The sequence below is a fragment of the Paenibacillus sp. UMB7766-LJ446 genome (genome assembly GCF_030226665.1).
GTDB lineage: Bacteria > Bacillota > Bacilli > Paenibacillales > Paenibacillaceae > Paenibacillus > Paenibacillus vandeheii.
This window is the reverse complement of record NZ_JASOYM010000008.1, coordinates 217,263-241,491: the sequence shown is the minus strand read 5'-3', so window position 1 is coordinate 241,491 and position 24,229 is coordinate 217,263. Positions and strand designations below refer to the sequence as shown.

The 24,229-nt window shown below is 43.9% G+C and carries 21 protein-coding genes; 3 read left to right on the top strand and 18 right to left on the bottom strand.

Annotated features, from left to right (window positions below; translation table 11 throughout):
• Nucleotides 1-161: 161 nt before the first annotated feature.
• Nucleotides 162-374 carry a hypothetical protein gene (locus tag QP794_RS20515; RefSeq protein ID WP_285078654.1) on the bottom strand — a complete coding sequence of 71 codons (213 nt, stop codon included), beginning with the start codon at nucleotides 372-374 and terminating at the stop codon, nucleotides 162-164.
• A 184-nt stretch (nucleotides 375-558) separates the two neighbouring features.
• Between QP794_RS20515 and QP794_RS20510 the strand changes: the two genes are divergently transcribed.
• Nucleotides 559-1,152 (top strand): thymidine kinase, encoded by a 594-nt coding sequence (locus QP794_RS20510; protein WP_024630974.1) that lies wholly within the window; start codon nucleotides 559-561, stop codon nucleotides 1,150-1,152.
• 218 nt (nucleotides 1,153-1,370) lie between these two features.
• Here the strand turns inward: QP794_RS20510 and QP794_RS20505 are convergent, their stop codons facing one another.
• From QP794_RS20505 to QP794_RS20485, 5 genes are all read right to left on the bottom strand, one after another.
• Nucleotides 1,371-1,847 carry a hypothetical protein gene (locus QP794_RS20505; RefSeq protein WP_024630975.1) on the bottom strand — a complete coding sequence of 159 codons (477 nt, stop codon included), beginning with the start codon at nucleotides 1,845-1,847 and terminating at the stop codon, nucleotides 1,371-1,373.
• Between the two features lie 538 nt (nucleotides 1,848-2,385).
• Entirely contained in the window at nucleotides 2,386-3,030 is a 645-nt protein-coding gene (locus tag QP794_RS20500; protein WP_285078653.1) for a hypothetical protein, read from the bottom strand.
• Between the two features lie 225 nt (nucleotides 3,031-3,255).
• Nucleotides 3,256-4,293: an NAD(P)/FAD-dependent oxidoreductase gene (locus tag QP794_RS20495; protein WP_024630977.1), complete on the bottom strand. Its 1,038-nt coding sequence runs from the start codon at nucleotides 4,291-4,293 to the stop codon at nucleotides 3,256-3,258.
• Nucleotides 4,294-4,444: 151 nt separating this feature from the next.
• Nucleotides 4,445-6,421 carry an AraC family transcriptional regulator gene (locus QP794_RS20490; RefSeq protein ID WP_285078652.1) on the bottom strand — a complete coding sequence of 659 codons (1,977 nt, stop codon included), beginning with the start codon at nucleotides 6,419-6,421 and terminating at the stop codon, nucleotides 4,445-4,447.
• A gap of 192 nt (nucleotides 6,422-6,613) precedes the next feature.
• Entirely contained in the window at nucleotides 6,614-8,572 is a 1,959-nt protein-coding gene (locus QP794_RS20485; RefSeq protein ID WP_285078651.1) for an AraC family transcriptional regulator, read from the bottom strand.
• 198 nt (nucleotides 8,573-8,770) lie between these two features.
• Between QP794_RS20485 and QP794_RS20480 the strand changes: the two genes are divergently transcribed.
• Nucleotides 8,771-9,580 carry a hypothetical protein gene (locus QP794_RS20480; protein ID WP_285078650.1) on the top strand — a complete coding sequence of 270 codons (810 nt, stop codon included), beginning with the start codon at nucleotides 8,771-8,773 and terminating at the stop codon, nucleotides 9,578-9,580.
• A gap of 110 nt (nucleotides 9,581-9,690) precedes the next feature.
• Here the strand turns inward: QP794_RS20480 and QP794_RS20475 are convergent, their stop codons facing one another.
• Nucleotides 9,691-10,497, bottom strand: a complete 807-nt coding sequence (locus QP794_RS20475) for a GGDEF domain-containing protein (RefSeq protein ID WP_285078649.1) — start codon at nucleotides 10,495-10,497, stop codon at nucleotides 9,691-9,693.
• Nucleotides 10,498-10,687: 190 nt separating this feature from the next.
• Entirely contained in the window at nucleotides 10,688-11,554 is an 867-nt protein-coding gene (locus tag QP794_RS20470; RefSeq protein WP_285078648.1) for an EAL domain-containing protein, read from the bottom strand.
• Between the two features lie 372 nt (nucleotides 11,555-11,926).
• Here QP794_RS20470 and QP794_RS20465 point away from each other — a divergent pair, with 372 nt between their 5' ends.
• Nucleotides 11,927-13,042, top strand: a complete 1,116-nt coding sequence (locus QP794_RS20465; RefSeq protein WP_285078647.1) for an acyltransferase family protein — start codon at nucleotides 11,927-11,929, stop codon at nucleotides 13,040-13,042.
• A gap of 198 nt (nucleotides 13,043-13,240) precedes the next feature.
• On the opposite strand, the gene spo0A is transcribed toward QP794_RS20465, so the two are convergent.
• The 10 genes from spo0A to xseA all read right to left on the bottom strand — a co-directional run bounded on the left by spo0A (nucleotide 13,241) and on the right by xseA (nucleotide 24,227).
• Nucleotides 13,241-14,056, bottom strand: coding sequence for a sporulation transcription factor Spo0A (spo0A, locus tag QP794_RS20460; protein ID WP_024630982.1), 816 nt, complete (start codon nucleotides 14,054-14,056; stop codon nucleotides 13,241-13,243).
• Nucleotides 14,057-14,248: 192 nt separating this feature from the next.
• Nucleotides 14,249-15,580, bottom strand: a complete 1,332-nt coding sequence (gene spoIVB, locus QP794_RS20455; protein WP_079349471.1) for a SpoIVB peptidase — start codon at nucleotides 15,578-15,580, stop codon at nucleotides 14,249-14,251.
• Between the two features lie 120 nt (nucleotides 15,581-15,700).
• Nucleotides 15,701-17,419, bottom strand: coding sequence for a DNA repair protein RecN (recN, locus tag QP794_RS20450; protein ID WP_053784420.1), 1,719 nt, complete (start codon nucleotides 17,417-17,419; stop codon nucleotides 15,701-15,703).
• A gap of 56 nt (nucleotides 17,420-17,475) precedes the next feature.
• Complete coding sequence (gene ahrC / locus QP794_RS20445; RefSeq protein ID WP_079349472.1) at nucleotides 17,476-17,925, bottom strand: transcriptional regulator AhrC/ArgR; 450 nt, start codon at nucleotides 17,923-17,925, stop codon at nucleotides 17,476-17,478.
• Nucleotides 17,926-18,046: 121 nt separating this feature from the next.
• Nucleotides 18,047-18,535 carry a hypothetical protein gene (locus tag QP794_RS20440; protein WP_285078646.1) on the bottom strand — a complete coding sequence of 163 codons (489 nt, stop codon included), beginning with the start codon at nucleotides 18,533-18,535 and terminating at the stop codon, nucleotides 18,047-18,049.
• A gap of 81 nt (nucleotides 18,536-18,616) precedes the next feature.
• Nucleotides 18,617-19,462 (bottom strand): TlyA family RNA methyltransferase, encoded by an 846-nt coding sequence (locus QP794_RS20435; RefSeq protein ID WP_094936961.1) that lies wholly within the window; start codon nucleotides 19,460-19,462, stop codon nucleotides 18,617-18,619.
• 68 nt (nucleotides 19,463-19,530) lie between these two features.
• The gene (gene dxs, locus QP794_RS20430; RefSeq protein WP_285078645.1) at nucleotides 19,531-21,438 is read right to left on the bottom strand and encodes a 1-deoxy-D-xylulose-5-phosphate synthase; all 1,908 of its coding nucleotides are present in this window, start codon (nucleotides 21,436-21,438) and stop codon (nucleotides 19,531-19,533) included.
• A 279-nt stretch (nucleotides 21,439-21,717) separates the two neighbouring features.
• On the bottom strand, nucleotides 21,718-22,623 hold the full coding sequence (locus QP794_RS20425; RefSeq protein ID WP_285078644.1) for a polyprenyl synthetase family protein: 906 nt from the start codon (nucleotides 22,621-22,623) through the stop codon (nucleotides 21,718-21,720).
• Entirely contained in the window at nucleotides 22,616-22,873 is a 258-nt protein-coding gene (xseB, locus tag QP794_RS20420; RefSeq protein ID WP_024630990.1) for an exodeoxyribonuclease VII small subunit, read from the bottom strand. The genes QP794_RS20425 and xseB overlap by 8 nt, the downstream gene beginning before the upstream one ends.
• Entirely contained in the window at nucleotides 22,863-24,227 is a 1,365-nt protein-coding gene (gene xseA, locus QP794_RS20415; protein WP_024630991.1) for an exodeoxyribonuclease VII large subunit, read from the bottom strand. The genes xseB and xseA overlap by 11 nt, the downstream gene beginning before the upstream one ends.
• Nucleotides 24,228-24,229: the final 2 nt, after the last annotated feature.

The window sequence follows — 24,229 nt, the reverse complement described above, 5'->3', positions numbered from 1 at the left end:
ACTGCTTTCGGGCATGTTACTTCACACCCATATTGAAGGGCTGCACTGGATGGATGCCCTCTACTTCTTGCCCTTACCTTCGCCATGATTGCCAAAATTACAGCAGGTATTCTATTTCCCCGTAAATTGCAGACAGAAGAGAACCCGGAGTAGTCTCCGGGTTATTCGTATAATGCATCCCGCAGCTTGGTAGACATGCGTGACTCTTTGGAAGAGGACTTCAGAATCGTTCTGCGCAACGTCAGATTACTGGCTTGCAGCCGCTCCGCTTCAGCGAATAAATCTGCAAACAACGTCTGCGCAGCTTCGTCAAGGGCCGACTGCCCTTTCAAACGTTCATATCGCTTCTGCAATTCGGATAATGCTTCACTCATCGTTAACACCTCTTTTCAATCGCTCCTGGTTCATGCACTACTCTGCCGTAACCAACAGCTTAACAATCCATATAGTAACACAAAGCTGCTCAGATTAGTTCTGGCTCTTACTAAAGATTTTGTGGTACTCTGTAATGGTCGCTTTTTTTTGTTGAATCCCGTATGTGAGAGGAGTAGCAGAACTGTGCAAACAGGACGAATTACCGTAATTACAGGACCTATGTTTAGTGAAAAATCCGGTGAACTCATTCGCCGTTGTCAAAAATTAATACAATTTGGCCGTAAAAAGGTCGTTGCTTACAAACCTGCTGAAGATGATCGATTTGCCCAAGACGAGATTGTTAGCCGTATCGGCTATCGTCTGCCTGCCCATTCCATTCCCCGGCAATTGACCCCGGAATCTGTTGAGATGATCCTGACTCAGACCAAAGATGCTGATGTTGTTGCATTTGATGAAGTGCAATTTTTCAGCAGTGCTATCATGGAACTGGTCTCCGAGCTTGCCTACTGTGGCAAACATGTCATCGTGGATGGATTGAATATGGATTACCGTGGCAAGGAATTCGGATATGTGGGCGGTTTACTCGCCATGGCGGATGACATCGAGAAGCTGTCGGCATTCTGTGCCGTATGTGGAAGCCCGGATGCGGCTTTTACCCAGCGTATCGTTAATGGAGAGCCTGTGACGCTTGGCCCGGTTGTCATGATTGGCGATTCAGAGGCTTACGAGCCACGCTGCCGCTGCTGCTTCATCCCTCCTCACAAAGTTGAATGCTGAGCTGATTCAGCTTACAATGATTCGTCTATAGATCTGATCAGCGGTATCTGCAGCTACAGTTTTCCTTGAGATTTTAAAAAAGCCCTGAGGGCTTTTTTTGCTATAGCTCCTATTTTACCAGCATACCCTTAATATACCTCTCCTTATCTCGATAGTTAATTCTTTCTGTACACAAAAAGCACCGCCTCGCAGCGATGCTTCCCATCCGTCATCTCCCGCTAGTCCCGGGAAACAAAATATTTGTTGGTCATGTAGTAAGCGTCGCCACGCGACGTTTCTACCATTCCTTTTTTGGCATCCAAAAATACAATTTCTTTGCACTTGGTGCAGTACCATTTGGTGCGCTTATATGGAGATTCCGTAACATATGCCGTGCCACATTTGCAATCAATCTTCATTAATAACTCGGTTGATTTATATGCGCTAGACAAGCGTTCCATGTTATCCTGCTGCTGTGTAGGCATAATTGTCTGCTGATAATCCGATAAATGATTCTGAACTTTAAAATCTGCTACCAATCCTGCATTCAATCCAAAAAACTCCTTGCCGATTTCGGTCACGAAGCGCTTCTCATTTCTGTAGCAATCCAGCCACTCAATAATCTGCTTATTTGACAGTGGAACCGTACCCTTGATACCGCTGTTTAAGGTGTAGGTCATGATGTATAAAGTATCGTCTTGTCTACCTGAGTACATTAGAATCCTCCTTCGAATACATTTGCTAATGTACTACAAAAACGCTCATAAATCAAAGCAATGTTATTTCCTGAGCGCATCTCTTCCTTATTAAATGGGTAACATTCCTCGATGTTCCGCCAATGATTTACAAGAACTGCATACACCTGTAACATTTCCCTGGGAAGTCGCATAATGCACGATGGACTTCACTTTTTTATTACAAATGGAACAATGGTACCTCCTTTCCTTCTTGGGAGTATAATCGGATAGGTTTACTACATTTGAGTTTGATTTGAATCTACGCACGAAGTTCAGCCATTTCATCTCTTTCTCTCTCTTCCTTGATTGCCTTCTGAGGGGGAGAATTGCTTATGCTTGGGCAATAATTGATCCTACAATGGGTTATGTATACGATTCCAAGTTGCATGTCTATCTCATAATCTATTCGACGTTTTGAGCCTTTTTCCTGTTTTTAATCACTAGGCATATAAAAAAAACCGACAGAACCCGCTCCAGCTTCTTAATAAAGAATAGAGCAGGCGTCATCGGTGGACCTTTATTTATAAAACGTCCCAAGAACTTCAAGCTCAGAGGAGCGCTCAATTCGAAATGGATAGATATATCCCAGATTCAGCTTGGCAAACTTGCGACTCCACAGGTCAAGACCAGATGTAAATTGGTACGCCTGATAGACAAACTTGGAACAATAATTGCGTTCAATACTATGCAGATTCGTCTGCAGACGATAGTATTTCACCTGTTTGTAATGTTCCTGTACCCACTCCGCAGCCTTTACCCCCGCCTGATTCAATCTGGAGCGAAATACAATAAAACGATCCCCTTCATAAAAGCGGGTAATGTACCAGTCCATTGAATCGGCAAATACAGGTCCGTAAGGGTGAACGTGATACACTTTACCATCGAGCCCAATAATCCCCATATGCCCGGCGTAATAAGTCGATTCCGAACTTGGCGTATACACAATATCCCCCGGCTCCAGCTTCATCTGGCCCAAAGCTGTAATTGGTAAATCCTGATGAAGCCTTCTCGCTGCTGAACGTGTGCGACGTCCCTCCACCAGCAGTCGGTGCATTTTCCCAGCAACAGCGAGATAAATTTCAGACCATTTGATTCGTTTTTTCTCAGGGTCTTTGAACCAACGATGAATCAATGTGGATATACGTTGAAATTCTTTTTTCATATTCTGCACTCCACTCTATCTGTTTTACATTTTTTGATGTTTTTTTCACTTCTACGGCTCATTATAGACAGTTGATGATGCGGGTTCAATTCCGGTGCCTATTTATGTTGTGCAATTAGGGGAAGTTCATACCCAAACCGATGCTAAAAAAAGCAGTTCCGGCATTAGCCGGAACTACTTCGTTTGAGTTAAACTATTTGAGTTAAACTTAGTTATGAAGAGATTCTATTCTTCCACAACACCAAGCGCTTTATTTTTCTCCTTAAAACGGCTGTTATGGGAAGACACATAAGCAACTTTCTCCGCTTCAGGATCCATATACAGTTTGGCGCTGTTTACCGCGAGTGCTGCATCCGTAAATGTACCAGCAATCAGATACAGTTTACTTCCGTAATCGACAAAGTCTCCTGCGGCGAAGACACCTGGGATATTCGTTTGCAGCTTCTCTGTTGTGCTGACATGCCATTCACCAAGATCAAGTCCCCAATCCCGGATCGGACCAAAATCACTCTTCATGCCATGGTTGACGATAATCGCATCCACATCAAGAATTTCGCTATCACCTGTCTCCACATGGGATATTGTCACCTGTTCGATGCTTTCACCACTTTGACTGTGCAAAGTATCAACGGCATACGGTGTACGAATATCCACTGAGGATTCTCTCATCCGCAGTACATTGCGCTCCAATCCGCCAAAGCGGTCACGACGATGCACAACCGTTACTTGTTCTGCCAGTGCTTCAAGCTCATTCGCCCAATCCACAGCGGAGTCACCTCCACCAGAGATCAGTACACGTTTGCCACGGAAGGGTTCCAGCTCTTGTACCGTATAGTGAAGATTGGTAACCTCATAACGGTCAGCGCCTTCAAGCTCCAGCTTGGCCATTTTATATATACCATACCCGATCGCCAATATGACGGTACGTGTCCAGTGTTGTTCTCCTGTAGCCGATGTCAGCAGAATCGTGCCATCTGGCTGACGCTCAAATCCTTCAATTTGCTGTTCAAACACAATCGTTGGCTCAAATGTTCTCGCCTGTTCTTCCAGCTGTTTGATCAAATTTTCACACAGAATGGGGGTAACACCACCAACATCCCAGATCATTTTCTCTGGATAAAAGAGCATGCGACCACCCAATTTATCCCGCGCCTCAATCAATTTGGTCTTCATATCACGCATCCCGCTGTAAAATGCAGAATACATGCCGGCAGGTCCCCCGCCGATAATGGTTACATCATATAATTCCAAATGCTGATCCATTTCGTTACCTCCATCAGTTCGATCCAAAGCGCTCGACTATTTGATATCGATTCTCATTATCACTATTTTTCTAGTCTAATGGGAAACTTATCAAATTACAATGGCTAAAATTCAAACATTTCTTATACAAAACTGCCATCCCGTTGGTCCGCTATTTCACTTTGGGAGCTGCCAGTAAATGTTCGACGACAAAATCGAGCTGTTTGTTGATTGAATATACATCCGAATAATAGAAAAAATCAAAATCAATTTCAATTAAACGACCTTCTTTGACAGCAGGTACACTGCTCCATACCGGGTTATCCTTCAGATTATCCGCCCCTTCATATACCGAACGAAACACGTAGTCGCCCAAGTATTGGGGAAGAACTTCCATGGATACCGTTGAAGCTGCAGCTTCTGATACTTTATCTATTTTTTGTTGAACCTTTTCGGGTGCTTTCATTTCCAAGTACTCATAAATAGCTTGTGAGCCTCGTCCATATTGCTTGCTTTCTGCAATCGACATGCTTTTGAGACCACCCTCGACAATGGAAACCGTTTTGTCCAATATACCAGCATCTGCCAGCTTTTGTTTGCTTTCCTCTACTTTGCTGTTGAGATTATTAATTAAAACGTCAGCTTCCTGCTTTTTGCCAAAAATGCTGGCTATACTGTGGAGTCTTTCTTCTGTTGTCATTTTCTCATATGGGACATACACCGTTGGTGCAATATCTTTTAATAACGTGTAAGTCTCTTCTGAAGGAACAATAATCAAATCTGGGTCCAGATCAATGACAGCTTCAGGATTTGGTTCAAACCAGGTGCCCAGTGAATTTACACCTTCAAGCTCATTCTTATATGCAGCCCCGTCGTATACGTCCGATGTAGCAATGGGCTTAATTCCAAGTGCAACGACGTCTCCTTGGAGATAGAGTACAACAACCCGTTTAGGATTTGCCGGAACAACAACATCACCCTTAACCGTGGGAACCGTGCGCGTTCCATTTTCATTATTCGTTTGGTTACCTGATTCTGATGACGAGGATGCCGCTGTGCTGCTGGATGAGTTGGCATTGGTGCCTTCTCCCGTTGTCGGCGTTGTTGCGGAACCTGCTGAACAGGCTGATAAAAGCAATGTGATGCTCAAAAGTGCAACCATAATCATGCTGGAGCTTGTTTTTCTTCTTTTCATTAATGTAGACCCTCCGTCTATATATTGATAATGATTCTCATAATCAATATATCCTCGCATCCATCTCCAGCCAATGGACGATTCGGAGAATTGTAATGGATGATCCTCTGCCAGACTCTGATCTCTTATTTTTCGCTGATAGAGCGTGGGAGAAAGGCCTACATGTTTTTTGAAAATACGGCTGAAATAATACACATCCGCGTATCCCACTTCTGCCGCGATTTCACGCAGGGTTGCATCCGATCGCATAAGCAGATTCCGGGCCTCGGCCAGTCTTGTTTGAATGAGATAATCAATCGGACTGTGTCCTGTCTTTCGTTTAAATTGCATGGATAAATGACGGGAGCTGTAATTGAATTGTTCAGCCAGAAAATCCAAAGTGACCTGTTCCCTATAATGCTGCTGTATGTAGCGGAGTGTTTGCTCAATAGGGTCTGGAAGCACCGTTCTGATCTCCTGCTGTGCCAATTGAAACGATAATTCATGAATAATTTGGTAGAACAAACTTTTCACTTGAAGTAAGTCCAGGCTGTCTGCCTGATCCCAAGCTTTCTCCAGCGCACCAAAATAGCGCATTAACGTAAGCGGATCACTCGGCGTAAACCCGTATTGCAAAGAAAACGGAGCAACCTGAGGTTGTGGCAACCGCCATGTTTTACGATGACTTGGAAACACAAGGAAAGCCCTGTAGAACAGTAAATAATATTCAAACTTTTCGCTCACCCGAATATCCAGTGATGAACCTTTACCACCATGCAGAATACAGAATCGCTGTGCTTCGTATGTTTTTCCATCCAATTTAAGTTGAGCTGCACCACGAATGCTGTATATAAAAGCGTTTGCCGGAAGCAAATATGACTCCTGTATTTGCCCTGCCTCCATAACGATCCGGCGTATATCCAGAATTTTAACAGCCGCTTGATTCCAGCATTGCATCTGTTCATTTAATTGCATCGATTACTCTCCAATCCCAGTCTCACCCGGAACAAAGACCATGTACAGGCCATCGTTCTGTAAACCATCCTCTAACCAAAGCGTTAGCAGAGGTTCACTATTATGCCTTCATTATAGATGATAATAATTTTCATTATCAACTGGTTTTTAACAAGGATTAGATTTCGCCAAATTACATACCACTTAGGTCCATTATTTTTTATCCGAAATTTTTGTGAACCAAGCTGCCAATTCTTCGGTCTGATCCAACGTTGCGATCGGGTCAAAGTACCATGAACGATCTGGACTCCATATATACACTCGATCATTCTTGACAGCCTCAAGCGAACTCCACACCGGTTTGGTTTTCAACTCATCCACAGTTAGATTATCTGCTGTCAGAATAATGTAATCCCCAGCAAATTCAGGAATCGCCTCGGAAGACACTTCAACAAGCTGATCCTTCATTAATACCTCTTTTTTATCTGCTGGAGGATTTAATCCAAGTGCACTGTATACGGCCTGACCTCCCCGACCAAAATTATCACCAAAAGCCAAGGGTCCTTTATCATAAAACTGCATGATCGAAACTTCTGCATCCACATCAATGGCATCATGAACTTGCTTCTTTGCGTCTGCAATTCGTGAGTCATAGTTGGCTAACCATGCCTCAGCCTCTTTTTCTTTATTCAGTGCTTTACCAAAATAAGCAATCTCCTCATGGGTATTTTTCAACTCTCCATAAGGAACAACCAGAGTCGGAGCAATTTTGCTAAAAGAATCAAACAAATCCGGATCACCGGTGACAATCAGATCTGGTTGCAGTTCCAACACCTTTTCAAGAGAAATCGTTTCGTATTCCCCAATATTCTCTACGCCCTCAAGTGATTCGATAAAGTAGGGATTCTTCAGGTTCATCTCCGGTGTACCTACTGGCTTGATACCCAAAGCAATCAGGCTGCCCAAATATAAATCAACCACAATTCGTTTGGGTTCAGCCGGGACCGTGATATCTCCCTTGACCGTCGTGATGGTACGAGGCTCGGAAGTGTTCGATTGGCTATCTGCCGTTACTGTGCTGGTGGCACTCGAAGTCCCTTTGCCTCCAGCTGCTTCTCCCCCAGAATTACTAGTTGTCCCTGGCGAGCAGGCACTAAGCAGTAGAGTAAGACTTAATAAAATAGTAAGCAGCATTCCCGTTCTTGTCTGTCTATTCATGTACATTGACCCTCCGTGTTTATATTGATAATGATTATCATCATCGTTATAAACATACCTTTCGGCTCTGCCGCTGGAAATGTCATTTCGCGCCAGGGCCGATGTCAGATCAGGCCATTTTAGCGGTCCAGACGTCTTTTCCTTGTATTGAAGGGGAGAAACGCCTGTATGTTTTTTGAACATGCGTCCCAGATAATATCCGTCCGGATAACCGATGCCAGCTGCAATCTCATCCAAAGTAGCGTCGGTGTGCAGCAGCATCTCCTTGGCCTTGAACAAGCGAAACTGGGTCAAGTAGTCGATTGGACTATAACCCGTCGCTTGCTTGAACTTGCGAGACAGACTTCTGGAACTGCTGCCGATCTTCTCTGCCAAAACGTGCAGCGTTAGCGGCTCGGCATAGGAGGATTCCACAATTTCAATGACATGGCTGACTTGATTCGTATATGAATAGCGATTCGCAGATTGCGGAATCTGTGCTGATATTTGTTCTACGAAGGGATAGAACAGGCTTTTTGCCTGGAAATGATGAATAGGGTTCTTTTGATCCCACAAAGAGTGCATCTGTTTCACTTGCTCATAAAGCACAGCTGGTGACTTTGGAGCATAACCATAAGTTAGCTGAAATGGATTCATGTGCTCCATCATTTTCCCCAGATCGGTTCTTCCTCCACTTGGCAAGCTTGCTCTGTACATAAGGTAAAACAGGTCCAATCCAGATTGTCCAGCCTCAATATGCAGCATACTTCCTTTTCCACCATGGAGAACATAAAAACGACTCACCTCATGCTTCTGGTCATTCATTGTCACATAGGCCTTACCCTGGATGGTGAATACAAACGTGCTTGCAGGAAATGTATATGTTAGCTCCTCATAGGGGCTTAACTCCATATAACGTATATCCGCAATACTCACAGCAGCATAGTTCCAGAGTATGTAATAATTATTCCACATTTCACTAACCCAACCCCGTCTAAATAGATTGTGACGAAACTATCCCTCACTCATTGATAACCATTATCAATTATTATCAGTAAGTAAGCAAATACACAAGTGAAAGTGAACTTATTAGCCCGTGTATATTCATTTGCTTCTTGTAACATCCGATATATGTAAGTAGATCCACGATATAACGAAGAAGGGAAACAGATCATGAACTCAATTTCACCTGCCGCCAAAAGCAGCTTCACCCCCGGGAGCCAAGTCTCCAGCAGAGATAAGGAAATTCAAGGACTTATGAAACAAAAAATCAGGCTTAATGAAGAACTGCAATCTGTCAAATCCAATGATCAATTGGACTCCAAAATTAAGGCTGAACGGGTTAAATCTATAACGAGTTTCATCCAACAGGTCGATAATCAAATTGCCCAAATCAAAAGCGAGGAGCTTCAAGAAAAAAATAAATTAAAACAGTCTGATCAACCTAAGCAACAACAGCCTCAACCGTCTGAGGTCACCGACGAAAATCACGCTCCGGCAATGGGTCATCTAATCAAAAATAGCCAGACTTATGATCAGTTAGGTAAACTTGTCGGTTTGCGTGATCGCATGCACGGGTCTATTCAAACATTAGAAGGTGAAACCCGATTCGACCGGATCGTTCTCGATAGCGACTCGGGAAATGACATGGGCAAGTCAATGATGTTGGAAAACGCAGAACAAACTGTTTTTCAAATGAAGCGTGAAATGGTCCAAGTGATTGATTCTCAAATTCGCAAGGTTGATGAGTCAATTGGAGAAAAATTAAAAGAAATAAACCAACCGGTACCAACAGAAGTTGCCGATTCGATTCCACCATCTCATGCAAATGAAGTTCAGGAAGTGAATAAAGAAAATAAGGCAGAAAATAAATCGAAGATTTCCAATGGTACACAGAATGATAAAGACCCGGGGAAAATTCAAGAAACGAAATCAAATACATCCTCTGCCCCCTCCTATGTTTCACTTGACATTCGGGTTTAACCAGTTACATATAAGGATTAAATTCTCAGTAAAAAACCGTTATTTACAGGTCAATTTCCCCTGATAAATAACGGTTTTCCGCATCCGATGAATCTCTCCCACAATTATCGTTATACAGCTTCCTCATTTCCGCAAATGATGCTGCCATTCACCGATTTACATACTTTTTTAATCCGGGTCGCCTCACTCACAATTTGATCAATATTTTCATACTGTTGTCCACGGTTCGTAACCACAGCGATTGATACCGACACGAGTGGTATCGGTCGATTCAGTCCAGAACGTCCTTCGCCCAAAACATATTGATTATCCAAGTCATCCTGATTGTAGAACATTCGCTTGATCTTCTCAAAACCTGCTATCACCTCTTCACAGACTTCCCTAAAGTCATGATGATTTAATATTCCAATAAAATCGTCGCCTCCGATATGGCCCAGAAAAGCTTCTGGAAAAACAAAAAGCTTCCGGAGCAGATTAGCAGTAGCTTGAATAAGCTGATCCCCCATTTTGAACCCATAGCTATCATTGTAGGATTTAAAGTGATCCAAATCTATGTATAGAACGCTAAAATAATCAAGCTGGAGTAACTGATCTAATCGTTCATCTATGATTCGGTTACCCGGAAGCCCTGTCAAGGGATTCATGAAAATCGCCATCTCGGCTCGAACATCCGCAACTGCAAGCAGCAAACGTCGGATACTAACCGCTCCATACAAAACGCCTTCAGCCGTTATAAGCACCAGATCGTATAATTCTTCTTCAGATCGATTCATTGCCAGCACGCTTACATCCGTAATCTGTTCAGCGTAATCGACGACCAGTGCCCGAACGTTCATAACCAGTTCCACCGGGCGTCCCATGTACAAATTATAGCCGTATTGTGTCCCAATCTGCTGGAAGAAACGAGCTCGCATCATTAATGACACGCCCTGTTCTCCCATAATAGCCACACCTTCCAGATTGGGATTGGACTTAAAAAGATTATAGACGATATCACATTTTGTTTCTGGCGCTACTACAGGAATCGTATCGGCTATCTCACCTATTTGCGTAAATATACCATTCGCCTCCTCTATACATAGCTATACCATCTACTTTTTTAAATCTTTAATTGCCCTTGGGAAAAGATAAGGGAGACGGCTTTAATACGGTGTCTGGCCTTCCAAGTGCGTAACCCTGACCATATTCAATACCTTCACGACGCAAAAATTGAATTTCTTCGTAACGCTCGATACCTTCTGCGATGATACTGGTGCCCGAGTCGACTGCAAATTGTTTAAGAATCCTTACAATGTGCTGCTGATCCGGATGTGTGTCCACTCGACTAATCAACGCTCTGTCTAATTTAATAAAATCCGGTTTGAGGCTTACAATCGCCTTGAGACTGCTGTAACCGGAACCTGCATCATCAATGGCAATCCGAAAGCCCTGAGATCGATAATTTGAGAGGATCCGTTCGAATTCCACATAATCATGAACGGCCTGTTTTTCAGTTAGCTCGAAGACCACTTGTTCAGGGGATAGACCATAACTGTTCAGTAGACTGATGGTTTCTCCACTGCGGTAGGTGGAATCGGCTAAAACCTGAGGATGTATATTTAAAAAAACGACAGTATTTTCGGGATACCGTTCTGTAGTTAAAGAGGCTCTGAATCTTTCAATCGAAATCTCACGACAAAAGCGTTCAAACGCGAAAACTTGATCCGTATGACCAATGAATTGATAAAAAGTTTCTGCATTTGGAAAAAGGTTAGATATGGGAGGACGGTTTAATATTTCGTAACCAAGACATCTCCCATTCTGCAGATTCAAGATTGGCTGAAAATATGTAGTAAGCATTCTATCCCGCATAATTTTTTGCAGTCCGGTGAACTGCCTGTAACTAAGAATAGATTGTTGAAGCGATTTATGTACATATCTCAGAGAATTGTATAGTTCGTTTTTGTATGTATAGAGAAAAGTGGTTTTCTTCATATCATTCATCCTTTATACCTATAATGTGATCTTGTCAGTGGTCACATCGTACCACTTTCTTGCTGAGAAAGCGTTAACTGCAAGTAAATGTTTGTAAAAAATTTCACCATTCGAAGTATACATTCTGAGAAATTCCTTTCAGGACACTATGCCCAATTCTTATCTTGTCAGCAAACATCGCGATGAACTCAGAATTCATCGGTTTAGTATTTGAGTTAATATGATTTATCGAGATTTTCAGTCTTAAAGGGGGCTAAAGTAAATCTCGCAAACAAAAAGAATTCCAATACATAATTCCGAATGAAAATAACTTTTATTTGTCATCCCTTAATGATACAATTTGTATCAAAAAGTATGGAAGGATATGATAATTTGAAAAAAGAACTGGTCCCAGAAGTTATATGGCTTAGGTGCATCGCTTGCCTTGCTATTGTTGCCATTCATTGCATCAATTTGACATTCACAAATTATGAAGGATCTCTCGCTAGTCAGACAGTTACTTTATTAGAAGTCATAAAACTTGGACTTTTGTTTGGAACACCGGCTTTTGTTTTCATCTCAGAGTTTCTCTTAGCAAGATCATACTCTACTTATATACCTGATAAATTCTTATGGAAGCGTGTCCGGTATATTTTGATTCCTTACTTTACCATGGCTGTAGTCTATGCTTTCTATAGCTTAATTAGATCAGATGAACTAACAACATATTCTTTAATTGTGAAAATTCTTAGAAACATTGTTGTAGCAGATTATATTGCATACTTCATTATTGTTATATTTCAATTTTATATCTTGCACATAATTTTTACTAAATACTTTCAAGCTCTATCACCCAAGCTTTTTATTCCCCTATGTCTAGCGATTAATTTACTCTATCTCGGTTTTTTCAACTTTGTCCCGCCTCTTCAATTTATTCCTGGAGCCGAGTACATATGGACGCGTCTTTATTGGGTAGCTTTCCCTGGTTGGTTATTCTATTTTTCAGTAGCATATCAATGCGGTAAAAACTATGCTGCTTTTAAAGAATTTCTAAATCGAAATATAAAGTGGATTATATTACTCCCTATACTAACTTTCCTTGCTATAACATCTTTAACATTTACAATGATACTTCCTGAAGCCAATTCAAAAAGAATAGACATCTTGTTTTATGCGTTAAGTATGATCTTTGTTATTTTTTATCTCGCTTCAAAATTAAAACGAATCCCTTGGGTTATTGATCAAATAAGCAGATACTCCTTTGGTATCTATCTGTTACACCTAATGTTTGTGCAAACCATCAGCAAATTTTTTTATGGACTAAATGCTTTTGTGAACCTCCCTTTAACTTTTATATTAAGTACTAGTTTATCCATCCTTCTCACGTACCTGCTTCACAAGTTAAAGATTGGAAGTTATTTCGTGGGTAAGATCGGAGTTAGTTTTTCAAGTGCAAACAAAGCAAATAAGCAGAATAATAATTGGGTAGAAACAGAAATAAAGGTATAAACGAGTTAGAAAGGAAATTGCCACATCATCATTCAATTGATTAATTTAATAAGACAAAAACGCATGTCTCTGAGGAGACATGCGTTTTTAAATTTGCTTGATTTACCCATAGTTTCACTTTTTCTCATAACGTCTAGAAGCCTTCTAGTTTTTTAACAATAATTTTATTATGTCAGATTACCCTTATTCCTGATCCTTTCAGGACACCTTATGCTCAATTCTGAGCTTGTCAGCGACCATCGCGATGAACTCGGAGTTCGTCGGTTTCGACTTGCTGATGTTGATGGTATAGCCAAACAGGTGGCTGATGCTGTCGATGTTGCCACGGGTCCAAGCCACTTCAATGGCATGACGGATCGCACGTTCGACGCGAGACGGCGTTGTTTTGAACTTTTCGGCAATCGCTGGATAGAGGGTTTTGGTGATGGCTCCCAAAATTTCGATATTGTTATATACCATGGTGATGGCTTCGCGTAAATACTGATATCCTTTAATATGCGCAGGAACGCCGATTTCATGTATGATGGACGTAATGCTTGCATCCAAATTTTTGTGTTTACCCATTGGCACCACGTTGGACTTGTTCATAAACATCGATGAACCGCTACCACCGCCTGTGGAGATCGTGGTTTGTGTGCCAACGAGTTGACGAACACGATTCGCGAGTACTTCCATGTCAAACGGTTTCAGGATGTAATAAGAAGCTCCGAGTTGCACGGCACGCTGCGTGATATTCTCTTGTCCGAAAGCCGTAAGCATAATGACTTTGGGCTGTGGAGACAGATTCAGGTTGCGCAGACGCTCCAACACACCCAGTCCATCCAGATGAGGCATAATAATATCCAGAATCAGTACATCTGGTACATCGCGTGTCTGCTCCAGCAGTTGCAGCACTTCTTCTCCATTGTAAGCAATCCCAGTCACTTCCATATCTTCCTGTTCGGATATATATTCGGCAAGCAAATTCGTAAATTCACGATTATCATCGGCCAGCAGTACCTCAATTTTTTGCAAAACGGTATCCTCCTTTAATTTAAACATCGTTTCGTACATTTCCTTACAGGTTAAATTTTCGACACAGCAGAGGAAATTCCTTCTGTCGAATATTATTTTTCTTTATTTTTTTTTCTCGTTGCTATATAATAAATATTTTATTTCATTATCTGATGTTTTATGTTTCCATTCGACAAAAAAACCTTAAGGAGGTTAACCCGCCTTAAGGTTTTTTGCATTATCCTTCTTCATCATGACTCCTGCATCCTGTAACATCCATTCAATGAAACAGCCATAACCTGATTTCGGATCATTGACGAATACATGGGTCACAGCACCAATCAATTTTCCATTTTGAACAATTGGACTGCCACTCATGCCTTGTACAATACCTCCGGTCTTATCCAACAGCTTCGGATCTGTAATACGAAGCACCAGACCTTTCGTTGCCGGTTCGGATTGGTCGGCAACATGAACAATATCAATCGCGAAACGTTCCACTTGCTGGCCCTCAACGACAGTGAGAATTTCTGCAGGACCTTCCTTTACTTCATGGGAGAAAGCAACGGGAATGCCTTTGGAATACAAACTATGTTCAGGATTACCGGACATTTTACCAAAGATACCAAAAGCCGTATTGCGTTCAATATTGCCCAAAATTTTACTTTCTTTCAGGAAATGAGCGCGTTTCTCACCCGGATCACCGGATTCACTCTTGGAAATCGACGTTACATTGGACTGAACGATCTGACCACTACCGACAACGATGGAGGTTTGAGTATTCATATCCGTAATGACATGTCCCAGCGCGCCATACACGCCCTGATCCGGAGCATAGAAGGTTAATGTCCCTACACCTGCTGCGGAGTCACGAATGTACAATCCGAGCCTCCAGGCTTTATCTTCAGCATCATAAGCAGGTGTCAAACGCGTTTTAACCGTTTCTTTGCCGCGTTTTAATACGACATCAATTCCTTTTTTATTCTTGCCTGCAAGCTCAACAGCTTCAGCAACACCCGATACACCATCCAGACGCTTACCGTCCATATGGGTAATCAGATCTCCAAGCTTGATGCCTGCTGATTCTCCAGGGGATACACGTTCATCCTGACCAGAACGGACGAGATGGTGCCCTACAACCAGTATCCCTGCAGATTTTACTTTAACGCCAATGGTTTGACCACCGGGCACTACACGCAAATCCGGAATCACGTTTACGTTAACCGTTTTTACCGGAATTTTGCCCCACAACTTTAACGTTAATTTGGCCTGTCCCGTTTGCTGGGGATGAAGATGCAAAGGTTGTTCCTTCGTTACGTGGACCGCAGTTTCCTTTCCATCGAAACCGACGATGTCAGGGCGATCCACAACAGCGCTTGAAGCAGCCGGTACAGCAAGATGAACATCAGCCTGCCTGCCTGCAAATACCTGTACCTCATCAGGTAATGAAGCATAACTTTGCACAGGCTGAATGGCCTGGCTGATCACACATAGAAAGAAGGCAAATAAAAGACCTAGCAATTTCTTCCTGAGGGGGGAATTCAATGGCTGTCACACTCCCTTTGCTTCTTTCGCTTGACGAAAGGTGGTCGCCAATTGCGTACCTATAAGATAACCTCGCCCCCAGGCTTTTATTACTGTCAATCATTACGCCAGTCGCTCGTTTCACCCTTTTTTGGCTTCCGCCAAATTCAACATTTCCTGTGCGTGATGCAGCGTTTTTTCTGTAATTTCCACACCGCCCAGCATACGTGCCAATTCTTTCACTCTGCCTTCGTCTGACAGCGATTCCACTTGTGTCATTGTGCGACCGTCATAGACATGCTTCTCGATGAGGTACTGATGATCCGCCATACAAGCCACTTGCGGCAAGTGAGTAATAGAGAAAACTTGGCAAGTGGAGGACAGACGGTATAATTTCTCCGCAATGGATTGTGCTGCTCTTCCACTCACACCCGTATCCACCTCGTCAAAAATCAACACCGGTATCCGATCATGACGTGCGAAGATACTCTTCATCGCCAGCATCATTCGGGACAACTCTCCACCAGAGGCAATCTTGCCGAGCGGACGTAAAGGCTCACCAGGATTCGGAGAAATGAGGAATTCCGCATTATCTGCACCCTGACGCGTTAGACGAATGCGACGCCCATTCCATTCGATCCCTTTTGAATCTTCAAAAGGAGTAATCTGAACTCGTAACGTTGTTCTCTCCATCTGTAGATCCTTAAGCTCACTTTCCACCTGCGCTGCAAGTTCTTCTGCACATTGTTTACGAACACGGCTAAGTTCCTCGGCAGACTCCATAACCAATTTGAGCAATTTGTCCCGTTCATTACGCAGCTTCTCCAGACGTTCATCCTTGTTCTCCAGCTGGTCAGTTTCATGGCTAATTTGTTCATAATAATTCAAAATAAGTTCTACACTGTCGCCGTATTTCCGTCTGAGGCCAGAAATCAGATTCAGTCGCTGTTCCACTTCTTCCAGTCTACCTGGGTTAAATTCGATCTTCTCCCGATAATCGCGTAACTGAAACGTGGCGTCTTCCAGCTGATAAAATGCTGATTGGAGCTGTTCAACAATAGGCTGCAGCCCTTTGCTGTCATAGCCCGATATATCTTCAATGCGTGACAGAGCGATGCTCACAGCTTCTAACCCACGTTGACCGCTAAGCAGATCATAGGCACCGGCTACACTGTCCATCATTTTCTCACTATGGGATAGTTTGACCCGTTCTTCTCCGAGTAATTCATCCTCACCCTGTGTTAAAGAAGCAGCCGCAATCTCTTCCAGCTGAAAGCGATACATGTCCAGCAATTGATATGCCCGTTGACTGGATTCCTGAAGCGCACGCAGTTCTTTTTCCGCAGTAATAAATTTACTGTAGCGCTCCTGATACTCCGCTTTGACTGGACCTATGATGGCTGCCCCGTATGTATCCAGAAGCCCCAGATGACTCTCTGCGCGTAACAAACTTTGGTGCTCATGCTGCCCATGAATATTAATTAATTTCTCTCCGACTTCACGAAGCATCGTCAAATTGACCAGTTGGCCGTTAATACGAGATGTACTTTTACCTTGCGTGTTCAATTCACGACGGATCACCAGATGCTCCTCCGGCTCACAATGGATACCAAGCTTCTCCAGCGTCTCCCATACGGGATGGCTTGGCTCCATTTCAAACAGAGCCTCCATCTCGGCCTTCTCACATCCATACCGGATCAGATCGGCCGAGCTTCGTCCACCTGCAATTAAACCCAGCGCATCAATAATAATTGATTTACCCGCCCCTGTTTCACCAGACAAAACATGAAATCCCGGGTGAAAAACAACATCAACCTCTTCCACAACAGCCAGATTACGAATCGATAATGTAACTAACATCTGCAAAAACACCTCCGGATGACTCCTCAGAAATTATGTTTTTGAACCATTATATTCTAGGAAATATAACCCATAATCCGCTCAATAACGGTCACACTGTTACTTTCCGTCCGGCAAATGATGAGTATGGTATCATCTCCACAGATAGTCCCCATCACTTCGGTCCACTCGATATTATCGAGCAACGCAGCAATGGAGTTCGCTGTGCCAGGCAAACACTTCATCACGACCAGATTGTTTGAATGATCGATGTGTAAGAAGTTGTCCACCAGGGCACGTTTCAGCTTCTGAATCGGATTATATCGTTGGTCTGTCGGCAGCGAATACTTGTAACGTCCATCATCCATCGGGATCTTGATTAAAAGGAGTTCCTTGATATCCCGGGATACTGTAGCTTGAGTCACCTGAAATCCGGATTTACGCAAAGCTTCAACCAGATCGTCCTGGGTTTCTATTTCGTTTTGACTAATAATTTCACGTATCTTAATGTGTCGTTGTCCTTTCATACATGCCTCCAGTTAAAAGTTCAATATATTGCAATAGACGGCAAATTTTAATTTTTCGTATTTTGCCATGCTGCAATTCGTTATTCGTTATATAAGCAACTTCCAGGTTATATCAATACCCTTAGTCCAGATCATCTCCATCGTATACGTCTTCCTGATAATCCATGAGCCTGATGATCTTGATATCCGATTCCTCCATGTCCACATACAGCAAACCTTCACAGCCAGGATATAACAACAAATAATATAGGAAACGGTCTCGCAGGGATGGGCCAGTAAGTTCAAGTGGTTGTCTGCGACGAGACGTCTTTACCAGATATCTTTCCTCATCACGCTCTGCCACATAATCAATGAACAGCCTGCTGTAGTAAACAGACTCATTCGCTTCAAAGGCAAGTGGAACCTTCATTTTACCTCCGATGACTTCATATCCTTCCGCTTCAAGCAGATCCAATGCCGGTGAGTCCTGGATTTCTGAATTCAGTTGCATACCCGACAAACTTACCGGAATCGGACGATTAACCCAATTTCGAAAGCCAAAGAACAGCCATAATATCAAGCAGACAGCAAGTACACCAATAACAATTGTGTCATATTGCCCATCCATCATCGCTCACCTCGAAGACATATTCGAGATTCGACAACCGATTTCCTTTTAGAATGTCACCTTTCCAGCGAAAAGAAACCCATCTTATGATGAGTTTCCTGTAAAAGTATGAGCAGCTTCCATTGCAACTTGATCTGCAAGTGCATCAAGTGAAGCCTGAACGTTCTCTTGTTGTGTTGCCTCCGGTTCTTCCAGACGCCAATGCGCGAGAAATTCGATATTGCCTTCTCCGCCTGTAATCGGCGAGAAAGTTAAACCCTTCAGCTTCAACCCAAGTTCATTAGCGAAACGGAGCATCGTCTGCAAAACATCCTTGTGAACCTTAGAATCACGAACGACGCCAGACTTGCCGACTTTCTCACGGCCTGCTTCAAACTGAGGTTTAATCAACGCTACAATGTCTGCCGGCTGCTTCAGAAGTGCCAACAACGGGGGTAAAATAATTCTCAGCGAAATAAAGGATACATCGATACTGGCAAAATTCGGTACAGGTCCATTTAAATCTTCCGGAGTCACATAACGGAAATTCGTTCTTTCCATTACAGTAACCCGTTCATCATTACGGAGTGACCAATCCAGCTGGTTATATCCTACATCGATGGCATATACATGAGATGCACCATGCTGTAGAGCACAATCGGTAAATCCACCAGTCGATGAACCGATATCAAGCATCACAAGTCCATTCATATTGAGATCGAAGTGACGGATCGCTTTTTCAAGCTTTAATCCGCCTCTACCGACATAGGGGTGTACTGAACCCTTTACTTTAAGTTCGGCTTCCCTTGGAATCTTCATGCCCGCTTTTTCAATCCGCTCATTGTTGGCATATACCAGTCCAGCCATGATTGCAGCTTTTGCCTTCTCACGACTTTCGTAATATCCCTGCTCAACCAGCAGAACATCAATTCGTTCTTTCGGGAGTGACATGTCTTTCTCCTATCATGTAGTAATCCTAATTAATCAATCATGTGTTCCAGTTACTCTAATTGCTCCTGTTACGAAGGGAACCGAGTTCTGGACATGCCATATGAAGATTGGGCTGCCATACTGCGCAGCTCCGAGCTCACATTCTCGACCGTGAGTCCCACTTCAGCTCTCTGTTCCCCAATGCTGCCATGTTCAATGAATCGATCCGGGATCCCCATCAGTTGCACGTGAACATCATGCAGCCCTTGTTCGGCATAGAATTCCAGAACTGCACTGCCCATACTGCCAGCTTGTGATGCTTCTTCAAGCACAATCAACTTCGTGCCTCGGACAGCCAGATCACGCAGCATCTGCTCATCAAGCGGTTTAAGGAAGCGTGCGTTAATTACGCCAACCGTAATACCTTCTCTTTTAACCGTCTCCGCAGCTTCTTCAGCAAGCTGTACCATCGATCCCGATGCGATAATCGCATAACCTTCAGATGGACGAAGCTGCTCCCACGTACCGATTGGAATTGGAATGAGTTCATTGTCTAGAGGTACGCCTACCACATTGTTTCGTGGATAACGATAAGCAATTGGACCTTCATTATATTCAAGCGCCGTCTTCATCATATGACGCAATTCATTCTCATCTTTCGGCATCATCAGAACGATATTTGGAATATGACGCATAAACGCCACATCGTACACACCCTGATGCGTTTCGCCATCCGGCCCGACAAATCCGGCACGGTCAATAGCGAACATAACATTGGCGTTATGACGACAAATATCATGTACAATCTGATCATATGCACGCTGCATAAACGTTGAATAAACAGCAAATACGGGTTTTAACCCTTCCATGGCCAGTGCTGCACACATGGTTGCCGCATGCTGTTCAGCAATACCCACGTCAATCATGCGATCAGGGAATTCCTTACTGAAAGGAATAAGTCCCGAACCTGTTGGCATGGCTGGTGTCACCGCTACAATTCGTTTATCCTGCTTGGCAAGATCAATCAACGTTTTACCGAACACTTCAGTATACATCGGTTTGCCTACAGCTTTTAGCACTTGACCTGATTCAATCTTGTACGGAGAAATGCCGTGCCATTTGTGTGAATCGGCCTCAGCTGGCTGATAGCCTTTACCTTTGGTGGTCAGTACATGGACCATTACAGGGCCATCCACGTTATCCGCCTGTTTGAACGTTTCAATCAATTTAGGAATGTCGTGTCCATCAATAGGTCCCAAATAGGTGAAGCCCAGCTCTTCGAACAGAACTCCTGGAACCATCATGTATTTGACACTATCTTTAATCCAGCTCGCTGATTTGGCCAAACGATCCCCGATGGCAGGAATTTTTTTGAGCATTCCTTCCACTTCGTCCTTGGCTTTCAAATAATGACGATCCGAACGGATTTTGCTCAAATATTTATGCATAGCCCCAACATTCGGAGCAATGGACATTTCATTATCATTGAGGATGACCATCAGTTTTTTCTGCTCATGACCAATGTGATTGAGAGCTTCAAAGGCCATACCACCTGTAAGCGCTCCATCCCCGATCATCGCAATAACCTGATTGTCTTCACCTTTAAGATCACGGGCAAGCGCCATTCCCATTGCAGCAGACAACGATGTACTGCTGTGGCCAGCTTCCCATACATCATGTTCACTCTCGTTACGTTTAACAAATCCGCACATGCCGTTGTGCTGACGCAGTGTATCAAAGCGATCCATCCGCCCCGTTAGAACCTTGTGCACATATGCCTGATGCCCTACATCGAAAATCATTTTGTCCACAGGGCTGTTATAGCAATAATGCAGGGCTACCGTGAGCTCAACCACTCCTAAGTTTGGTGCAAGATGGCCCCCTGTAACGGACAGCTTCTCAATCAGAAACTGCCGGATCTCTGCCGACAAAAGAACGAGATCATCCTGAGACATCGACTTTAGATCACTGGGTTGTTTAATTTGTGGAAGCAGCACGAGAATCTCCCCGCTTTCCTAGATTGTTTGATTGTTTTGTAAACGATATATATACAGTTTATTAAATCACATTAAAACATTATAACATAAAAGAACAAGAATCATAATTTACGGCACTATACTCCAGATAACGAGCATTTTCGCCAGCAACGTACGTATGATCTTCCTCCATATGTATTCCCCAATTCATTTGGGACACTCTACTCATGAACCCAGAAAAAGCACATTAAAAGGATTACACTATTCTGAGTGATTTGAAACAGTGATGTTCTCCCGAAACTAATGATCACGACTCATCAGATAATCAGCAATCTCCATCAGTCTGGAAGGGTCCGGTAACTCCGCTCTAACAAGCGCATCTTTTGCAGATTGCGTAAGGGATTTCACCTCATGAAGGGATGCATCCATACCAATAAAATAAGGATAGGTAACCTTTTGCTGATTCACATCACTTTGCGTCTTCTTGCCCATTTTCTGCTCGTCACCCGTCAGGTCAAGAATATCATCCTGAATCTGGAAAGCCAGCCCCAGGTCTCTGCCAAATACCCGCAGTGATTCCAATTGGCCTTCTGTTGCACCACCAATGCGAGCTCCAGCAATGAGGGAAAACACAATTAAATCTCCGGTCTTATGCAGATGAATGTATTGCAGTTGGGCAAGATCAGTCATCCCCTGCTCGCCTTCCATATCAGCCACTTGTCCGCCAACCATGCCTCTGGCTCCAGCCAGTTCGGACAATTCCTCCACAATGGACAACAATGCTTCTGCTGACACACCGCTGCGACGACCTGCCTGAACGATACTATAAAAAGCATGCGTTAACAGTGCATCACCAGCCAATATAGCTGTCGCTTCACCAAATACTTTGTGATTCGTTAATTTTCCCCTGCGATAGTCGTCATTATCCATTGCAGGGAGGTCATCGTGGATCAACGAATAGGTATGAACCATCTCCACGGCGCAGGCTACCGGCAGTGCAGCTGAACGCTGTGCACCGAAGGCTTCCGCCGCAGCAACGACCAGAAGTGGACGAAGGCGTTTGCCCCCGGCCATAAGTGAATACTGCATCGCGTCAACCAGTGACTGAGGCACATCCCAGTGAACAGGAAGAGTCTGCTTCAACTCTCCCGTCACTTCAGCTGTGACTTCCTCAAGATACATTTCAAACGAAGGACGATTACTCATTGACTTCACCGCTTTCGTCGACGGCAGTGCCGAACGGTTTCTTGCGAAGTTCCCCATCCTCTTCTACGATCATTTCGATCTTACGTTCCACTTGTTCCAGCTTCAAACCGCAAAGTTGTGAAAGCTTCATTCCTCGCTGAAACAAATCAATGGCCTGTTCCAGTGGAACATCACCATGCTCTAGCTGGCCTACGATGTCTTCCAATGCCGCCATTGCCTCTTCAAAATTCAATTCCGGTTCATTCGCCATGGGTATTGTCGTCCTCCTTCATTCCCCAAACCTGACAGTCCAGCTGCCCGTCTGTTAATTTAATCTTTATCGAATCTCCAGGCTGTACATCCTTCATCGATTTGATCAATCGTTGCTCCTGTTCGTCATATACAAGGCTGTAACCTCGTGACATGACTTTGAGCGGGCTAAGCGCATCCAGATGCCGCACAGATGATTTCCATTGCTGCTGCTTCGCTCTCGTAATAGATCGGATGGCAACCTCCAGCTGACGCCGGGCTGATGCATTCTCGCGTCTTGCTGCATTTACCTGTTCACGAGGATTAAACCGCTGCAATGCCGCACGCAGACGCTCCTGCTTCTCAGCTGTCCATTTCATACGCGTATTTACGGTTCTCAGAAGTCGTTGTTGCAGCATGTCCAGTCGCTCCGTATGCTGCATCAAGGTACGCCTTGGGTGCACAAGTACAGGTGAACGTTGCAACCTGGCCAGTCGCTCGCGATTATGAACAGCACGCTGACGTAAACTGTGCTGCAGCTGACGCTGACGCTGAGCAATCTGATCAAGCAGTTCAGCTCGATTGGGCACTGCCAGTTCGGCAGCAGCCGTAGGCGTTGCTGCACGCAGATCCGCAGCAAAATCGGCAATCGTAAAATCCGTTTCATGCCCAACTGCTGAGATCACTGGAATGGCCGAGCCCACAATCGCTCTTGCCACGATCTCCTCGTTGAAAGCCCACAACTCCTCCAATGATCCACCGCCTCGTCCGACAATCAGCACATCGGCTTCGCCCATTCGGTTCAGATTGTTGATGGCCTTCACAATGGAAGGAGCCGCGCCTTTACCCTGAACGAGAACAGGATATAGAATCACTTGGGCAGAGGGATATCTGCGTTGTAAGGTAATCATGATATCCCTTACCGCTGCACCTGTAGGAGAAGTGACCACACCAATTGTCTGTGGGAAACGGGGAATCTGCCTTTTCCGTGATGCAGAGAACAGTCCCTCGTCCTCCAGCTTTTTTTTCAGCTGCTCATAGGCCAAATACAGACTTCCGATACCATCCGGTTGCATATGTGTAGCGTAGAATTGATATTGTCCATCCCGTTCATACACTGAGACATTGCCACGAGCAATAACCCTTGCACCCTCCTTCGGTACAAAGGGCAATCGTTGATTATGGGAAGCAAACATAATGGATTTAATTCGGCTGTCCTTGTCCTTCAATGTGAAATACATATGACCACTGGAGTGATGTGTAAAGTTGGAGATCTCTCCGCGTAGCCATACATCCGACAGTACCTGATCCGATTCCAGCTTCATCCGGATGTATCGGTTCAGGTCTTTAATGGAGTAGATTTTTTGATCTGCCACAG